Below are 16,709 nucleotides of genomic sequence, written 5' to 3'. Positions count from 1 at the left end.
AAAATTTATAGCTGGACTTCTTTTTCAGTTAGGTTGTCAGGGTTATCAGTAGCACGGACGATAATTTTATCGCCTGAAAGATTGGGATTGTTGACTGTTGTGGTGTAAATCCATTCCAAACCATTGTCAATAGCGTTTCCTTTTTCTACTAATGTTCCTTCGGAATTTTGAATTTCAACGGTTACTGCTTTTACTGCAAAATCATCATAAGCCTTGATTTTGATAAGGTCGCCCACCTGCCCTGTATATGCTGAAAGGTCAATTTGTTCAATTTTTGGGGCGTTCATCAGGTCGGCAACGGCGATGTTGTAGCTATTTAAGCCTTCTTTTTTGGCGGCTGCCTCATCATACATTTGTTTGGTGGTAGGGTTTTGCAATGCTCCTTTGGCGTAAATGACCGCTTTTTGGAATTTTTGATGATGCTCTTTTTGTTTGTCTGAAAATTCTGCTTTGCGTTTGGGAGCTTTGGAAACAATGGTTTTCCCGTTTCGTTGCGAGAAGACTAAAATATCTCCCACTTTTCCACTTAATCCGTGGGTTACGATGTTGTTGTTTGATTGTGCCATAATGATGTGGTTTTTATATTGGTTATAAAACATTTTTATTGCTTATAATTTTGCTTTTCTTTTTTAGTCCAAACCATAATAAGATAATTAATCCCCACATTACAATACTTTCAGGAATTAGTATTGTTATATCACTGATATTGTTTGAGAGTATAAAATAAGTAATAATTATAATTACCCAGCGTACTATTAACACAGCCATTATGAGCCAAACTGTTAATTTATCATTTACTACATTTTTGTTTAGAGCTAAAATAAGTAAGACAATCCCAAATACAATATTTTCACCAGCAATGATGTGCCAAATGTAAGTAAAAATAACCTTTGTATTAGGTTCGATTATTGATGTTGTTAAATTGGGAAATACAGAACTTAAACCACCTATTGTATGTGTAAAAGCTGATAGCAAACATATAAAACCAACGATTAGATAAAAGTAATTTCGTACCATTTATTTCATATTTTTTAAATTGTTATTAATTGCGAAATATATAACAATGAAAAGATAAACAAGCAGAAGTAACATATTGATTCCTCCCAAAGTATCCTCCAGACTTTTCTCTATCAAATAGGCATTCCAATGTTGTTCCAAATAATTTTTATGGATAGTATAAGTATTTGCTTTATAGGCAGTAGGGACAATAAAAAATAGTCCATTGATACATATTATTACCGATAAAAGGAATAATGTAATTGTCTTCTTTTTGGTGCCTTTCAGAAAAACGAATAATCCGTTTCCTAATAAGAACAAAACCATAGCCGGAACTGTTACATAATTCATAATGGAAGTAATAAAGTATCGCTGCCAAATAACAAAATCATCGGGCAAAAGTGGTTGAGGGGCTACTACATTCATTGCTATAAAAGAGAATATGCTTCCTAAGCTTAATGAAAAACCTATGATTGTCATAAATAGAGCAATGGTAATAAAAATTTTGTCTTTAGTTTCCATATTTTTCCTTTTTAGAGGCAAAATTATGATAACTAAAAACGACGGCAATTACCTTTGGGTAATAAATGCTTTTCAGGAAACCATTTTTCTGCGGATACGACTTAGCGATTGTGGAGTTACACCGATGTAGGAAGCAATGTAGTATTGTGGTATTCGTTGGCTTAATCCTTTAAATTGCTGTAGAAAAGTCTCGTATCGTTTTGTGGGAGTTTGTTTTTGAAGAGCATAGATATACAAAACAGTTTTATTGAAAGCTTCTTCTACGACCAAGCGATTAAATCGTTCGCCGTGTTGCACTTTATTACAGAATTCGTGTAAATCATTATAAGAAATCCTAAATAAAATGCTGTTTTCCAAGGCTTCAAACGATTTTATAGAAGGAGTTTGTGTGGAAAAACTTGTCAGGTCACACATAAATGAATTTTCGCTACTAAAGTGTACTGTTTGGTCGTCGATAAAATGACGAAACAATCCTTCTTTTATGAAATAGAGATATTTACATATATTACCAGCTTCTAAAAGATGAGTGTTTTTGGAAACCGAAATTTCCGAAAACAATCCTTTTATCAATTCTCTCTCTTTGAAAGAAAGAGGAACGTAATTCTGTATGGCGTTGAGAAGTGCTTCCACTTTGTCCTGTTTTTTTTACAAAGGTATAAAATAATTTGCAAAGCTCATTTTACAGCAAAATATAGGGTATAAAAAGAAACGTAATATTCGCAACACTATAATATGGTGGGGTAAAAAGATATCAAAATATGAAGACTTTGGATAAGATGATTTTGCCAATCTTCCCACCCAATCCGTGGGTTACGATGTTGTTCTTTGATTGTGCCATTTTTTTATGATTTCAAATAATTACTTTTTCTTGGTTTTTTTGTTGAAATCCAAGCAGAGATTAAGCCAAAAAGCAAAATCTTTTGCTGATTTGTAGCCTATTTCTTCCACATAGCAGTAGCCTTTCAAATCCTTATTTTTCATTATGCAAGGTAAATAACCCTGCCTTTCGGTAAGCCCTTCGGTATATTGGGGGTCGAAACGACACATCAAACGGTCATCACTAACATTAATACACATCTTTTCGTTTACCAAAAATGCTAACCCCCCAAACATTTTCTTCTCTTCAACCTCAATTTCAGGAATTTTTGCTAAAAATTCACGCACCCGATTGGCTAAAGCTTCATTGTAAGCCATTTTTATACTATATCGATTATCATTAAAGCCTGTTTTCTACTTATGAAAATAGATTTTCAGCTCTTTCAAAAGTCCGTTTTCTGCTTTCCATATCTCGGCAACATTACCATTTTGTATAGTTCCGTTGGGCAAAATCCAATCGTAATTTGCCAACACAAAGGCATTATCTCCTTCTATTATCGTTTGGATTACTCGCATTGTTTGGTAGCTTTTACAAAAATTTCTGTACATTTCTATATAAGCCTGTTTTCCCAAAAGAGGCTCTCCGTCGTTCATTATAAAAACAAAATCTTCGTCTAAAGTTTGTTCCCAGTTTGCTTTCTGTGCAAACCCCTTGTAATAAGTTGCTAAAAGTTCTTTCATTTTATTCTGATTTTTGGGGCAAAAGTAGTGTCTTTAAAATAAAAAAATGTTGCCATAAGGCAACATTTTCAACTTATAGTGAAACTTCCTTTCTAATCCGACTTAAGGAAGTATGTGTAATTCCTAAGTAACTAGCAATTTGCCTTAAAGGTACATTCTGAATCACTTGCGGTTTATCTTTTAGAAATTGTAGATAACGCTCTTTTGCAGGAAGTGTAATCATTTCAAGCGAGCGTTTTTTTATTTGAAATAACTTTTGGGTCATAAAGAGTCGCCCCCACTCAGCATAGCCCGGAAGAGAATGATACAATTTCTGAAACTCCTTAAAATCAATCTTCCAAGCTATACAATCGGTTAAAGCGACAATACTTTCAGCACTTGGTAGATGGTTGAATAACGATAGTTCTTGCACTATAATTTCATTTTTGCAAAAGAAATCTGTCGTAATTTTATTTCCTTTGTAATCATATACAAAACTTTGAACAATACCACTTTCCAAAATCATATAATCTCGAGCCGTTTGTCCTTCTCGTAAGATATATTCTCCTTTTTTGATTTCAATCCTATAATGAGCCTGTGTAATCTTTTTAAGGTCATTTCCAAAAATCAATGGATGTGCATATATTTTAGAAAAATCAAGAGTGTTTGACATTGTCAGTATTTTTCCACAAAAGTACAATATTTTTCAAAATACAATTAAAATTATTCACAAAACGCTCCATAATTGGAGCATTTCTGTTATTTTTGATAATTAATTTTATATAAAGAAAAAACCACCCAAAAGGTGATTTTTTCTAATTCAGAACTTAAAATATAGTTATGGTACTTATTGCAAAAATAATTTTGACAAAATGACTTAAGCTTTTTTGTAATAAAAAAGCCTAAATCATTTCTGCAAACAATTAATATACTTTTTGCTCTTCTAATTCTAATGTTAATATAAGTTTACCTGTTTTGTCTTTTATTACAAGGGGTTTTCCTCCGTTGTCTTTATCGTACATATTTCTGTTTTCACTTATGCCTTTCTCAGCTTCAAGAACCAAGTCATCGAAAGAAGGTAATTCGAACGTAAACTCTCCCTTAAATTCATCATCAGCATCATTACGATTGAAAATGAAAGTTATTTTTTCATCTTTTTCAAGTGCTTGAATAGCCTTGATAATGTGTACATCCTTTTCGTAAAACTTAATTTCTTCTCTTACCGCAGAAGCTGAATTCTTCATACTTTTACGTTCGATGAATCCTTTTCCTAAACGCTCAACTACATTCCCTGTACTTGTTTTCAAATCTTTTCTGCCTAAATATATTTTGAAATCAAGTTTTTTATTCGCATTTGGAGAGCTATCAGTTTTCAAGTATTTAGAGTAAATAACTGTTTTGAAAGGAAGGTTTGTACCTAATTCTCTCAATTTGTAAGAAATCGGAATACCAGGATTTTGTCTGCTGAAAGTAGCACCCTCTTCTAAGAAATTTTTTACTTCAGCAATGTCGCGAATTGCTTGTCCAGCTAGTTTTGAATTACCTCCTAATACACGACCTCTGATGGTTGAGTTTTGGCTTAATGATTTGAATGCAGCTTCTGCATCTGCAGTTATTTTACCTCCTAAGAAAGAAGCTTGAATTTTAGCCTCTGCTTCTGTTTTAGAAAGGCTAGTTTCAATTCCCAAAAGGAAAACTCTACCCATTTTGATAGATGAAATGAACAAAGGTTTCTCTTTTTCGTTAGCAAGATATTGCGAATAATCGAAGTTTTCAGGGAAAAAATCTGAAGCTTGTTGAGGCAAATCAATATCTAGAGTATAGAAAACTTGTTGAATTTTTACCACAAATCGGTTTAATTTATCTTCTTTGTTGAAAGAAAAGTTTCCTTTAACACTTGTAGAAGTACCATTATATCCGGCTCCTAAAGCTATTTTTAGATGCGATTCACTATGAACCTCTTCATACGAATAAGTGATGTTAGCAGCAGGAGTATCAAAGTTTCGAGTAAGTAGAGAGCTAACTCCATCACGAACGGTTGAAAGTTTTGGGTTTTCTACAGTGAAAGAAGTTTTATCGCCAATTAATGAAGTAGAAATTGTTAAAGGCTTACGAGGTGTTACAATCGGAGCGTAAGACCCTTCTACCACAGTTTTAGCTTTTAGTAAAGCACCAGGGTAAAAAATTTCCTGATCCTCAGAGAAAAGTAGTTGCTCTTCTACTTGTAGAGCCTGTTCGTACTCTTTTTTCTTACCACTCACTAAAATTGGGTCTGATGAAGCCAATCTACCAAATAAATTTTTACCTTGTTCTGAAGAAACTAATCTCTCGGAAAAAGGCTCAATTTGTTTTACAGAAGGTAATGCAGAAACAAATGCATTAAGGTTTGAGCTTGAATCGTTTACGTTGTCTGATTCCTTTTGACAAGAGAAAAGTACTGTTGATGACAAAGCAAGTAAAGCTGCTTTTACTGAAATTTGTGTTTGCATATAATATAATTTAATTATTAATTTTCTTTGTTTTTTTACAACTTGTAATCGTTGTAAAGTGAGTTATTAGAATGTTAGTATATATAAGTTGTGAACGTTTTTAGGTTTATATGCGAAACCACAGCGTAATTTAGTAAAAGTAATAATGAGTTTATTTTCCTACAGAAAATCGTAATCCGAAATTCAAATGAAAATTAAATGGTCTGTCTTGATAAATTGTTTTTATAGGTGTGCTGTTGCTAAAGTAATAACTTATACTAGGTTCAGCGTAAATACCAATCAATGATGAAAAGTTATACTGAAATCCAAAAGATGCATTAGCTGACCATTGTAAAGGATTGATTTTGATGTTTTCTCGTTCTCCTTTCATCATATTTCCATCAAAATAATGTGTTTTATGTAATGTTCCAGACACATTTTTCTCGACAAGTATACCCGCAGAAGAGTACAATTCAAAACCTCTCCAAGAAAATAGCTGATACTTTAAGTTGATAGGCAACCCTACATAGTGCAATTTCTGCTCACTGGTGAAATAATTGGCTTTGCTTCCCTCTCGTAAATCAGAAATCAAACGAGTGTAAGTTATCCCACTTTCCAAAGCAAAACGATTACTAAAATGATAAGCGAATAAAATTCCTGTTCGGATAGGTAATCGATGTTTGGCTTCGTTTTCCACTTGCTCTTCACTGCTAAAAACAAGTGTGCCGAGCAGTGGGCTATCTTTCCACATTGTTGCTTCTTCATCTTCAGTGTCTAAAATCACAAAATCACTTGTTGATTCAGTTTTATTACTTAGAGAAGACCCCATTCCGCCAGAGGTAAAAATCCCAAAAGACAGACGATTACGTCGAGATTTATTATCAACTTCTGCAATTGCTTCCAAAGGAAGTTCCTCAGTGGATACGATTTTCTCTTGATTTTTTTTAGGCTGAGGTGCTACAGCCCAAGCATTCTCTTTTGTTTTTGTTTCAGGTTGATTGACAGTCTTATCCTCATTTATTGCGATGAAAAATTCATCAGCAACCTCTTCAGTTGAAACTTTTCTATTCTTAACAAAAGTGATATTTTGTAATCCGTTTGATTTTTTGATTTTCTCAATGGTTAAAATCTCACTTTCCTCTTCGATTGGAAAAATTGGCGATTTATGGTCAATAATTTTTATTTCTTCATCAGAAATTTCTGCTACAGTAACGTTGGATAATTCCTTTTCATTGTTGAAATAATGATTTAAAGTCAGCACAAAAGCGATTATAGCAGCTGCGGCAGCAAAACGTTTTGTCCACAAGAACAAAACAGCTCGTGAGCGTTTTTTATTTTTTTGCGACATTTTCGCTTGTATGCTTTCCCACAAACCTTCGGGCTCATCGGTTTGATAGTCAGCCATTCGCTGCTGTATGTCTTTTAACCATTTTTCTTTCATAACGAAGCAGAATTAAGAGTTCTGTACTGTTTAATTTTGTCAGCCAACAAAAGTTTGGCTCTGTGAAACTGAGAAGCAGAGGAGCTTTCTTTAATATTCAACAACGCTGCAATTTCCTTATGGCTTTTTTCTTCAATCACATAAAGGTTGAAGATGGTGCGATAGCCATCGGGTAACTCTCGTATCATTTGATGAATAACATTCGATGGAATTCCTGAAGTATCAGGCTCTTCGTCGATGCTATCCATTTTTTCTTGTTTAAGCTCAACAAACATCGTTTGGCTGTTTCGTTTCATAAATTTTAGTGTTTCATTAACTACAATTTTTGTCATCCAGCCTTTTAGTGAGCCTACGCCACGATATTCAAACGAATGTACAGATGCAAATATTTTCAAGAAAGCCTCTTGAAGCACATCTTTCACGTCTTCTTCATCTTGCAAATAACGAAAACAAACAGCAGTAAGATACCTTACGTAATGGTGGTATATCTCTCTCATTGCTTGCTCACTACCTTTTTGTAATTCCAGCAGGAGCTTTTGTTCATTATCGTTATCGTTCGACGCCATTTTTTACAATTATTCCTTTTCTGGTAGATAATGAAGTGGACTTTAACTACCCATATAAGTCCACTCCATTTACTTTAAAAGGGAATATTCAGATATTTTTCTTTAGTGTTACCGCATAGAAATGGATTTTTACCATTAAAAGTCCATTTTGGTGTGATGAAAAATCATTTATTATCAGTAAGAATTAGTTTGAATTCGGTAAAAACCCATTCTACGCGGTGATTTTTTGTCTTTTTATTAGTGATTAATCGTTTTACTTAAAGCCAATTCTCTCTTAAGGATATGAAATCGCTAAGGTTTAACTTTAGGACGCAGTTGCAAGTCGAAATCAGCAGATTTTTCACCATTAAATGACTTCCACTTCAGTTTTAGTTTCACTTTTTTCGATGGGTCTGTACCCGGAGGTAAGTCGTTTAAGTTAAAGGCTATGATAGCTTCTCCCATTGGTCCTCCAATATCACCCTTGGCATCGTGACGTAACTCTAATTCGTATGGATTTTGAGGATTGATGCCAGTTACCAAATTAATATTATGTTTTACGTTGGCTCGGCTCCATTGTGTACGAACTCGAAGTGTTAAATAACCATCTTCTGCTACAGTTAACCAATCTCTCACAATTTCTATTGGGTCATTTCCGTACTTAGTATTGTTATCTGCTCCCAAATTAGGTACTGGTTGTTTGGTTCGGATACTATCTATCCAGTGAATGCGTACATTCTGAGCTTTGCTTTTTGTGTCGTTACTTTCTTTTGTGTATTTTACCAATGCTCTTACTTCTTTTTTTCCGAAAGGAGATTTTTTCATATTGGTAGGATTCAATCGAGTGACGTCATCTAACTGAAGAAAGAAGGTGTCATCAGCTTGTGGTCGCACGGTTACTACTGCGGTAGGTCGCAAGTCAGTAATCTTATCATCTTTGAGGCAAGACTGCAAAGAAAACGCAGTTATCAAAAGCCCCAAGGCATACTTTGAAAATCTAAACGTGTTCATTGTAATTTGTTTTGATGTTAATTCACCATAGTAAACCCCATAATTCGGAAATCTTGCATCGAAAATTAAATTTTAACTAAATTTTACATTTCTGAGAGTGGAATTTTTGTGTTTTATGAGTTGAAATGGTGTTTTAACTATTTGAAATATAGTTTTTTATGCTTTGAATTCGACTCTTGAAAATTATTTTTAATTTTTAGAGTTATAGTTTTCTCTCTTTTTAAATAAATGCTTATTTCTTCAATCAAAGTATTTTGGAACTATATTGTAAAACCCCAATAGGAATGCATTTTTGCAAAGATAATTCTAAATTTAACAAATGAAATGGTTGCGGCGGCTGAAAGTCAAAAACTGAACGGAACAACATACTTCAAAGCTTCCAAGTTCTTAAAATAATTTTATATATTTGCGGATATTTTATTGAATTGATAAGAAAAAAATATATATACTATGCAATTATCTAAATTTAGCTTTTTTGCTTTTCTTTTAGCTTTTCAGCTGTCTTTTTCACAAAAAACACCTGCAGATTACGTAAATCCATTCATCGGGACGTCAAATTTCGGAGCCACACACCCTGGGGCAATTGCTCCACGCGGAATGCTCAGTGTTTCCCCTTTTAATGTCGCTTTTGACACAAAAGGAATTGAAAATCCGCTCGAAAAAGATAGTCGTTGGCTATCAAATCCATACGTTAATGAAAATAAATTTCTGACAGGATTTACACACGTGAATATGAGTGGGGTAGGTTGTCCTGAGTTGGGAGTAATTATCGCTATGCCTACAACTGGTGAACTTGAAACGAATCATCTGAAGTATGGCTCAACTTATAAAGAGGAAAAGGCTTCGGCAGGATACTACAGTACACATATTGACAAGTACAATGTTAAAGCTGAAATGACAGCCTCAATGAGGGCAGGAGTAAGTCGTTATTATTTTCCAAAAGGAGATGCTAATGTGTTGATAAATTTGGGCTTAGGGCTTACTAATGAACAAGGAGCGATGTTGAAAATTGTTTCACCAACAGAAGTACAAGGCGTACGAATGGTCGGTTCATTTTGTTATAATAGTCCCGAATTGGCTTATCCTGTGTACTTTGTGGCGAAATTGTCGAAACCAGCAGATTCGTACGGTATTTGGCATAAGCCAGAAAAATATGATGGAGTAGAAGCCGAATGGATGCTTTATAACGGAAAAGTACGCTTGAAAGAAGGTTTCACAAGAGAAGTAGTAGGCGATAGCATTGGGGCTTATTTCCGATATAAGTTTGATAAAGAAGAGGTTGTGGAAATGAAAGTAGGTGTTTCGTATGTGAGTATCGAAAACGCTCGAGAAAACTTAGAGAAAGAAATTGGTAACAAATCATTTACAGAAGTATATCAACAAACTAAAAACGAATGGAATAAGCAATTTAATGTGGCTTTGGAGGGAGGTAATGACGACCAAAAAACAATTTTTTATACAGGTTTATATCACACTCTCATTCACCCGCACATTTTTAACGATATAAATGGCGAATATCCAGAGAGTTCCACCAATAAAATTGGAAAATCGAACGAGCGTTATACAGTTTTTTCACTTTGGGATACTTATCGGAATTATCATCAGTTAATGACACTACTTTATCCTGAGCAACAACTTGGTATGGTCAGAACGATGTTGGATATTTATGACGAAAGTGGTTGGCTGCCCAAGTGGGAACTCAATTCTACTGAAACTTTTACGATGGTAGGTGACCCTGCAAGTATTGTTTTGGCAGACACATATTTACGTGGACTCACCGATTTTGATGTAGAGAAAGCTTATCAGGCGATGCTTAAAGGAGCTAATACATTGAAAAATAATCCTATACGTTTGGGTGTGGAAGAATATTGGAATTTGGGTTATTTGAGTGTAGATGGCGGAGTTGCTGGTCCTGTATCCACTACACAGGAGTATAATATTGCCGATTTTGCAATAGCTCAATTAGCAAAAAAACTTGGTAAAAAGAAAGATTTTGAGCGATTTAATAAACAATCTCTTTCATATCGTAAGTTGTTTGATAAGCAAACCAAGTTGTTACGTCCGCGTCACGCTAACGGAAAGTGGTATGCTCCGTTTAATCCTGAAAGTGGTGCTAACTTTGAGAAAAATGTGGGATATATCGAAGGAAATGCGTGGCAGTATGTGTATATGGTCACTCACGACGTAAAAGGAATGATGCAAATGATGGGAGGGGCGAAATCATTTGAAAAACAATTGGATTACATCTTTGATAAAGGTCAATATGATATGGCAAACGAACCTGATATTGCTTATCCTTACCTTTACAATTATATTAAAGGAAGCGAATGGAAAACACAAAAACGTGTACACGATTTAATTGAACAATATTTTCAAAATAAACCTGCGGGACTACCCGGAAATGAAGATACAGGCGTTATGTCGGCTTGGCTTATTTACGGAATGATGGGATTCTATCCGGTAAGCCCAGGGGAACCTATTTATACGTTCACTTCGCCCAAATTCAATAAAATAACACTTGCTTTAGATAAAAAATACTATCCAAATGGCGAACTAATTATCGAATCAAATGCTTCTCCTGAAAATATTTACATCAAGCAAATTTATATTGATGAAAAGCCTTATGACTCATATTTCATCACACACGATCAGCTGAAAAAGGCTAAAAAAATACGTTTTGAGCTGAAAAGTCAAAAATAAAATAATAGAGAGCAAAATTTACAAAAACCTTCTCAAAAATTTCTTGAGAAGGTTTTTGTTTTTTCTGAAATAGCCAAAATAAGGCTGTAAAAGATAGAATTCTAAAAGAGTTATTTAACTCAAGAAATAAAAACAAGATTAGATTTTGCGTCCAAAAAATAATCCGTTACAATTTAATGCAACGGATTATTTTTAATTTTTATAACGATTTTAAGTGTTTAAACTTTGATAAATCTTTTATAATATCCAAAGAAAAGTATAAAACTATAACAAACCACAAGAGCCAAGAAAGCCATTTTAAAGCCTATGTTGTCTGCTAAAAATCCAAATACTGGTGGAATGATAGCCCCTCCTACAATCATTGTACATAAAATACCTGATGCTTGAGGTCTCAACTCTCCAAGTCCTTCCGAAGCTAATGTGAAAATAGTCGGGAACATAATGGAGTTAAACAATCCGACTGCTAAGATGCTCCACATTGATAGTAAACCATCTGTGTTTATTGATACCAATATTAAAGATATCGCAATTAATGAAAAGAAAATAAGCACCTTAGAGGGAGCGATAATTTTCGTTAGAAATGCCCCAACAAAACGTCCTAACATTGCTCCTGCCCAATAGAATGTAACAAAGATACCGACCACAGCTTTAGGGTCATTGCTTGTTAGGTCTTGTTCACCAAAAACTTTTCCTAAGCTAACAACGATGGAACGCATTGTTTGATTCTCAAGAACTTCCTTAGCTATATTGATTTCCACGAAATAGTTAACCAAATAACTTCCAATGGCAACTTCAGCCCCTACATACAGAAATATAGCAACAGCTCCTAACATCAGCCCTTGCCTTTTAAATAAAGAAAAATACCCTTTTGTAGAATCTGTGGTGCTATTTTCACCAGTAATTTTGGGTAATTTTACAAAGGCAAAAATTACCGCCATTATGATTATAAATACAGCAATACTCAAGAAAGGGGTTTGTACAGCCGCTGCTTCTGTTGCAAAGTAAGCCTCTTGTTCTGCCTGACTTAACGCATTTATTTCGTCACTTCCCTTAACTCTGTCACTTAGGATAAAAATTGCACCAACGATGGGGGCAATCGTGGTTCCTAAAGAATTGAATGCTTGTGATAAATTCAACCTACTTGAAGCTCCTGATTCATCTCCCAATACAGATACATACGGATTAGCAGCTACTTGCAAGAACGTAATTCCACTAGCTAATACGAATACTGCTAACATAAACACCACCATCATACGTTGAGAGGCTGCTGGGTAAAACAAAAAACAACCTGCTGCCATCGTTAACAATCCTAAGATAATCCCCCTTTGATAGCCAATCTTTGCTAGAATAAATCCTGCTGGGATAGAAAATAAAAAATAAGCAGTGAAGAAAGCAAACTGAATCATTCCTGCTTGAAAATAATTCAGCGTAAAAACATCTCTAAGACGCGGAATAAGAGAATCTATCAATACGGTAACAAATCCCCAAAGAAAAAACAAAGCAGTAACAAATATGAATGCTTTTTTGTAACTTTTTTGTGTACTATTCATCGTGTATAGGTGTTAAAATTGCAAAAGCAAAGTTAGCAATATTATCCTATACATTAGTTAATTTTTAACATTTTATTTTGTTATAATTATAACTGAATAATAAAGCGTTAAAAATCAGTACAAACTAAAATAATACAACTATGATTTTAGCGAATAATTTTTACCTTGAATTTTGTAACACGCACGTTTTGAAGCATTTTCTTCAGCTTTCTTTTTGGAGGTTGCTCGAGCCTTTGTGACGGGAAATCCCTCAATGTAAACTTTTGCTACGAAATAACGAATGTTTGACCTGTCTTCCGTATCTTCTTCAGTTTCAAATGAAAAGCTTCGTTTGTGTTTTTGGCACCATTCAATAAGAAGACTCTTATGACTGATGACCTTTTCTTCTAAATTTTTTAGGTTAATATAAGGATTTATTAACTTTTTCTCAATGAATTTAGAACATTCTCCGTATCCTTTATCTAAATAGATTGCACCTATCAAAGTTTCAAACAAATTTCCAGTAATATTATTACCTAACTGCTTGTGACTTAATTTTGTGCGAAGAAAATCCAACAAACCCAACTCTTCTCCCAACCGATTTAAGTGACGCCTTTCGACAATTTTGGAACGCATTTTTGTAAGGTATCCTTCATCTTCATCTGGAGCACTTCTAAAAATATAATCTGCAATGACAGCTCCTAAAATAGCATCTCCCAAAAATTCCAAACGCTCATAACTTTTGCGTGTACTTTTCTTGTATTGGAAAGAAGGGTGTGTAAAAGCCTCACTATAAATGGATAAGTTCTTTGGTGAGTATCCTAAAAGAGCTTTCATTTTGGAATAAAAAATCCCGTCTTTTTTCTTATTAAAACGGGTTAAATTGAATATTTCTTTTAAGCGAAACACACAAATCAAGGTTTATATTTTTTTGAATAGTAAACAAGCGTTGTGTCCTCCAAAACCAAAAGTATTACTCATAGCTACTTTTACATCTCGTTTTTGAGCTTTATTAAAAGTGAAATTCAGTTTTGGGTCAATTTGCTCGTCAGGCGTTTCAAAGTTAATTGTCGGAGGAATTATTCCGTGTTTCACAGAAAGAATTGAAGCTACTGCTTCAACAGCTCCTGCAGCACCTAACAGATGTCCTGTCATTGATTTTGTGGAGTTTAAGTTAATGTTGTATGCGTGTTGACCAAAAACTTCCAATACAGCCTTTGATTCAGCAATGTCACCCAAAGGAGTAGACGTTCCGTGTAGGTTGATAGTGTCAACTTCTTCTGCCTGTACACCCGCATCTCGTAAGCAATTGAGCATCACATTTTTAGCTCCTAATCCTTCTGGGTGTGGAGCCGTCATATGGTGGGCATCTGCCGAAAGTCCTCCCCCTGCAAATTCACAATAGATAGTAGCTCCACGGGCAATTGCGTGTTCATATTCTTCCAGAACTATCGCTGCAGCTCCTTCTCCCAAAACAAAGCCATCTCTGTTGGCATCGAACGGGCGAGAAGCTTTTGCAGGATCATCATTGCGTGTAGAAAGTGCGTGAAGGGCGTTAAAACCTCCCATTCCTGCAACAGTAACTGCTGCTTCTGATCCTCCTGAAATAATAACGTCTGCGTGTCCTAAACGAATGTAATTTAGTGCATCAATCATTGCATTAGCTGCTGATGCACAAGCAGAAACTGTAGTGAAATTGGGACCTCTATACCCATAACGAATAGAAATCATTCCCGATGCAATATCCGCAATCATCTTAGGAATGAAGAAAGGATTGAAACGCGGTGTTCCATCTCCTTTTGTGAAGTTTATAACTTCTTCTTGAAATGTTTCTAGTCCTCCAATTCCTGAACCCCAAATAACGCCAACGCGGTCTTTATCAATCGTTTCGGGGTTTATTTTAGCATCTTTAATGGCTTCATCAGAAGCGACAAGAGCGTATTGTGCAAATTTGTCTAATTTTCTGGCTTCTTTTCTATCCAAAAAATCTTCTACTTTGAAGTTTTTTACCTCACAAGCGAATTTTGTTTTGAATTTTGAAGCATCAAAATGTGTTATGGCAGCTGCTCCACTTATACCTGCAATTAAATTTTCCCAATATTGCTCAACATTGTTCCCAATTGGGGTTAAAGCACCTAAGCCTGTTACTACAACACGTCTAGTTTTCATAGAATTAAACAAATTTATCAGATTAATTTAGTAAAAAAATAGTGAGCTATAAGCTATAACTCTAAATAAAATTACAGTCCAAGGCTTACAGCTCACTGTTCATAGCTTACAATTTTAAAAATTATTGTTTAGCCTCCTCAATATATTTAATTGCTTGACCAACAGTTGAAATATTTTCTGCTTGGTCATCAGGGATTTGAATATCAAATTCTTTTTCGAACTCCATAATCAATTCCACTGTGTCTAATGAATCAGCTCCTAAGTCGTTTGTGAAGCTTGCGTCTGCAACTACTTCATTTTCATCAACACCTAACTTATCAACAATAATAGCTTTAACTCTTGATGCAATGTCTGACATAATTTTCTTTTTTTAATTATAAATACTGGGGACAAAAGTAATAAACTTTTTCCTAAAATACCACTTTTATTAAAAAATATACCTTTTTTTTCAATGTTAAACTATTTAACCTATTGAAAAATAATTCTTTAAAATTTATGAAATAAAAAAATAGTATATAGATACACTAATTTGTTTCTGTGTCCTCTTCGATAAATTCTGGATACAAGAAGTTGTTGTACGGAAAACGTGTGATGTGTATTTCCCGCACTTTAGCATACACTTTTTCGCGAAATTCCTCCAGATTATCCTTATTTAATGCCGAAATGAAAAGTACATCATTGCCCACTTTATTCATCCACGTTTGTTTCCACTGCTCCAATGTGAAATGTTTGGAGGTAGGTTCGGTGATGAGGTCATCTTCTGCGATAGTTTGATGTTTGTAAGTGTCTATTTTGTTGAAAACCATAATTGTAGGTTTATCAGCACTTTTTATTTCTGAAAGAATTTGATTTACTGAGTGAATGTGTTCCTCAAAATTTGGATGCGAAATATCTACAATATGAAGTAGTAAATCCGCTTCACGAACTTCATCTAACGTACTTTTAAATGATTCAATAAGCTGAGTGGGTAGTTTTCGGATAAAACCGACAGTATCAGACAATAAAAAAGGAAGATTTCCGATAACTACCTTTCGTACTGTGGTGTCAAGCGTAGCGAAAAGTTTATTTTCGGCAAAGACTTCGCTTTTGCTAATTACGTTCATTATGGTAGATTTTCCTACGTTGGTGTATCCGATAAGCGCCACACGTACCATCGCCCCACGATTGCTTCGTTGCACAGCCATTTGGCGGTCAATGGTTGCTAATTTTTTCTTCAAAAGTGCGATACGGTCACGTACGATACGACGGTCAGTTTCAATTTCCGTTTCCCCAGGTCCACGCATACCAATCCCCCCGCGTTGGCGTTCAAGGTGTGTCCAAAGTCCCGTTAACCGGGGTAAAAGATATTGATATTGAGCTAATTCCACTTGGGTTCGGGAATAGCTGGTTTGAGCCCGTTGTGCGAATATATCCAAAATAAGCCCTGTTCGGTCTAAAATTTTGGCTTTCAAGATACGTTCAATATTTTTTTGCTGTGCAGGGGAAAGTTCGTCATCAAAAATAACAGTCCCAACTCCATTCTCTTCCACGAATTGCTGAACCTCTTCCATTTTTCCCGTTCCTATAAAGGTTTTCGGATTTGGAACATCTAACTTTTGAGTAAATCGTTGTAAAACTTCTCCACCCGCTGTATAGGTAAGAAATTCTAATTCATCTAAGTATTCTTTTGATTTTTCTTCGTCTTGCATTTGGTTGATGATTCCCACCAACACCACTTTTTCGTAATTTAGATTTATCTGTTCGAGCATAGTATGCTTAATTGTTTCGTGTGCAAAAATAACAAAATAATTTT

The 16,709-nt window shown here is 34.7% G+C and carries 17 protein-coding genes; 1 reads left to right on the top strand and 16 read right to left on the bottom strand.

Features of this window, described 5'->3' with window-relative positions; genetic code table 11:
- Positions 1 to 5: 5 nt before the first annotated feature.
- The 11 genes from YW9_RS0108985 to YW9_RS12765 form a co-directional block, all read right to left on the bottom strand.
- Complete coding sequence (locus tag YW9_RS0108985) at positions 6 to 566, bottom strand: hypothetical protein (RefSeq protein ID WP_026193930.1); 561 nt, start codon at positions 564 to 566, stop codon at positions 6 to 8.
- Between the two features lie 22 nt (positions 567 to 588).
- Positions 589 to 1,017, bottom strand: a complete 429-nt coding sequence (locus YW9_RS0108980) for a hypothetical protein (protein WP_018279835.1) — start codon at positions 1,015 to 1,017, stop codon at positions 589 to 591.
- The gene (locus YW9_RS0108975) at positions 1,018 to 1,518 is read right to left on the bottom strand and encodes a hypothetical protein (RefSeq protein WP_018279834.1); all 501 of its coding nucleotides are present in this window, start codon (positions 1,516 to 1,518) and stop codon (positions 1,018 to 1,020) included. It abuts the gene before it with no gap.
- Positions 1,519 to 1,590: 72 nt separating this feature from the next.
- Positions 1,591 to 2,148 (bottom strand): Crp/Fnr family transcriptional regulator, encoded by a 558-nt coding sequence (locus tag YW9_RS0108970; protein WP_018279833.1) that lies wholly within the window; start codon positions 2,146 to 2,148, stop codon positions 1,591 to 1,593.
- A gap of 228 nt (positions 2,149 to 2,376) precedes the next feature.
- Entirely contained in the window at positions 2,377 to 2,712 is a 336-nt protein-coding gene (locus YW9_RS0108965) for a TfoX/Sxy family protein (protein WP_018279832.1), read from the bottom strand.
- Between the two features lie 36 nt (positions 2,713 to 2,748).
- Entirely contained in the window at positions 2,749 to 3,075 is a 327-nt protein-coding gene (locus YW9_RS0108960; RefSeq protein ID WP_018279831.1) for a nuclear transport factor 2 family protein, read from the bottom strand.
- A gap of 73 nt (positions 3,076 to 3,148) precedes the next feature.
- The gene (locus YW9_RS0108955) at positions 3,149 to 3,727 is read right to left on the bottom strand and encodes a Crp/Fnr family transcriptional regulator (RefSeq protein ID WP_018279830.1); all 579 of its coding nucleotides are present in this window, start codon (positions 3,725 to 3,727) and stop codon (positions 3,149 to 3,151) included.
- 250 nt (positions 3,728 to 3,977) lie between these two features.
- Complete coding sequence (locus YW9_RS0108950) at positions 3,978 to 5,543, bottom strand: thiol-activated cytolysin family protein (protein ID WP_018279829.1); 1,566 nt, start codon at positions 5,541 to 5,543, stop codon at positions 3,978 to 3,980.
- Positions 5,544 to 5,694: 151 nt separating this feature from the next.
- On the bottom strand, positions 5,695 to 6,963 hold the full coding sequence (locus YW9_RS0108945) for an outer membrane beta-barrel protein (protein WP_018279828.1): 1,269 nt from the start codon (positions 6,961 to 6,963) through the stop codon (positions 5,695 to 5,697).
- The gene (locus tag YW9_RS0108940; protein ID WP_018279827.1) at positions 6,960 to 7,529 is read right to left on the bottom strand and encodes an RNA polymerase sigma factor; all 570 of its coding nucleotides are present in this window, start codon (positions 7,527 to 7,529) and stop codon (positions 6,960 to 6,962) included. Before YW9_RS0108940 ends, YW9_RS0108945 begins: the two co-directional genes overlap by 4 nt.
- 291 nt (positions 7,530 to 7,820) lie before the next feature.
- The gene (locus tag YW9_RS12765; RefSeq protein ID WP_018279826.1) at positions 7,821 to 8,519 is read right to left on the bottom strand and encodes a NigD1/NigD2 family lipoprotein; all 699 of its coding nucleotides are present in this window, start codon (positions 8,517 to 8,519) and stop codon (positions 7,821 to 7,823) included.
- A gap of 450 nt (positions 8,520 to 8,969) precedes the next feature.
- Between YW9_RS12765 and YW9_RS0108930 the strand changes: the two genes are divergently transcribed.
- On the top strand, positions 8,970 to 11,219 hold the full coding sequence (locus YW9_RS0108930; protein WP_018279825.1) for a GH92 family glycosyl hydrolase: 2,250 nt from the start codon (positions 8,970 to 8,972) through the stop codon (positions 11,217 to 11,219).
- A 218-nt stretch (positions 11,220 to 11,437) separates the two neighbouring features.
- Here YW9_RS0108930 and YW9_RS0108920 read toward each other — a convergent pair whose 3' ends face one another.
- The 5 genes from YW9_RS0108920 to hflX all read right to left on the bottom strand — a co-directional run bounded on the left by YW9_RS0108920 (position 11,438) and on the right by hflX (position 16,665).
- The gene (locus YW9_RS0108920) at positions 11,438 to 12,769 is read right to left on the bottom strand and encodes a sugar MFS transporter (RefSeq protein WP_018279824.1); all 1,332 of its coding nucleotides are present in this window, start codon (positions 12,767 to 12,769) and stop codon (positions 11,438 to 11,440) included.
- Positions 12,770 to 12,907: 138 nt separating this feature from the next.
- Entirely contained in the window at positions 12,908 to 13,657 is a 750-nt protein-coding gene (rnc, locus tag YW9_RS0108915; protein ID WP_018279823.1) for a ribonuclease III, read from the bottom strand.
- A 12-nt stretch (positions 13,658 to 13,669) separates the two neighbouring features.
- Entirely contained in the window at positions 13,670 to 14,917 is a 1,248-nt protein-coding gene (gene fabF / locus YW9_RS0108910) for a beta-ketoacyl-ACP synthase II (RefSeq protein ID WP_018279822.1), read from the bottom strand.
- 121 nt (positions 14,918 to 15,038) lie between these two features.
- Positions 15,039 to 15,275: an acyl carrier protein gene (locus tag YW9_RS0108905; RefSeq protein ID WP_018279821.1), complete on the bottom strand. Its 237-nt coding sequence runs from the start codon at positions 15,273 to 15,275 to the stop codon at positions 15,039 to 15,041.
- 166 nt (positions 15,276 to 15,441) lie between these two features.
- Positions 15,442 to 16,665, bottom strand: coding sequence for a GTPase HflX (hflX, locus tag YW9_RS0108900; protein WP_018279820.1), 1,224 nt, complete (start codon positions 16,663 to 16,665; stop codon positions 15,442 to 15,444).
- Positions 16,666 to 16,709: the final 44 nt, after the last annotated feature.

Source organism: Capnocytophaga cynodegmi DSM 19736 (assembly GCF_000379185.1).
In the GTDB taxonomy this organism is placed as follows: Bacteria; Bacteroidota; Bacteroidia; order Flavobacteriales; family Flavobacteriaceae; genus Capnocytophaga; species Capnocytophaga cynodegmi.
This window is presented reverse-complemented; position numbering and strand designations above follow the sequence as displayed.

Bases quoted from the DNA above. Each gene is read 5' to 3' on its own strand.
- hflX (WP_018279820.1), bottom strand. From the start codon at position 16,665: ATGCTCGAACAGATAAATCTAAATTACGAAAAAGTGGTGTTGGTGGGA.
- YW9_RS0108920 (WP_018279824.1), bottom strand. From the start codon at position 12,769: ATGAATAGTACACAAAAAAGTTACAAAAAAGCATTCATATTTGTTACT.
- YW9_RS0108980 (WP_018279835.1), bottom strand. From the start codon at position 1,017: ATGGTACGAAATTACTTTTATCTAATCGTTGGTTTTATATGTTTGCTA.
- YW9_RS12765 (WP_018279826.1), bottom strand. From the start codon at position 8,519: ATGAACACGTTTAGATTTTCAAAGTATGCCTTGGGGCTTTTGATAACT.
- YW9_RS0108945 (WP_018279828.1), bottom strand. From the start codon at position 6,963: ATGAAAGAAAAATGGTTAAAAGACATACAGCAGCGAATGGCTGACTAT.
- YW9_RS0108985 (WP_026193930.1), bottom strand. From the start codon at position 566: ATGGCACAATCAAACAACAACATCGTAACCCACGGATTAAGTGGAAAA.
- YW9_RS0108940 (WP_018279827.1), bottom strand. From the start codon at position 7,529: ATGGCGTCGAACGATAACGATAATGAACAAAAGCTCCTGCTGGAATTA.
- YW9_RS0108965 (WP_018279832.1), bottom strand. From the start codon at position 2,712: ATGGCTTACAATGAAGCTTTAGCCAATCGGGTGCGTGAATTTTTAGCA.
- YW9_RS0108960 (WP_018279831.1), bottom strand. From the start codon at position 3,075: ATGAAAGAACTTTTAGCAACTTATTACAAGGGGTTTGCACAGAAAGCA.
- fabF (WP_018279822.1), bottom strand. From the start codon at position 14,917: ATGAAAACTAGACGTGTTGTAGTAACAGGCTTAGGTGCTTTAACCCCA.
- YW9_RS0108930 (WP_018279825.1), top strand. From the start codon at position 8,970: ATGCAATTATCTAAATTTAGCTTTTTTGCTTTTCTTTTAGCTTTTCAG.
- YW9_RS0108955 (WP_018279830.1), bottom strand. From the start codon at position 3,727: ATGTCAAACACTCTTGATTTTTCTAAAATATATGCACATCCATTGATT.
- YW9_RS0108975 (WP_018279834.1), bottom strand. From the start codon at position 1,518: ATGGAAACTAAAGACAAAATTTTTATTACCATTGCTCTATTTATGACA.
- YW9_RS0108950 (WP_018279829.1), bottom strand. From the start codon at position 5,543: ATGCAAACACAAATTTCAGTAAAAGCAGCTTTACTTGCTTTGTCATCA.
- YW9_RS0108905 (WP_018279821.1), bottom strand. From the start codon at position 15,275: ATGTCAGACATTGCATCAAGAGTTAAAGCTATTATTGTTGATAAGTTA.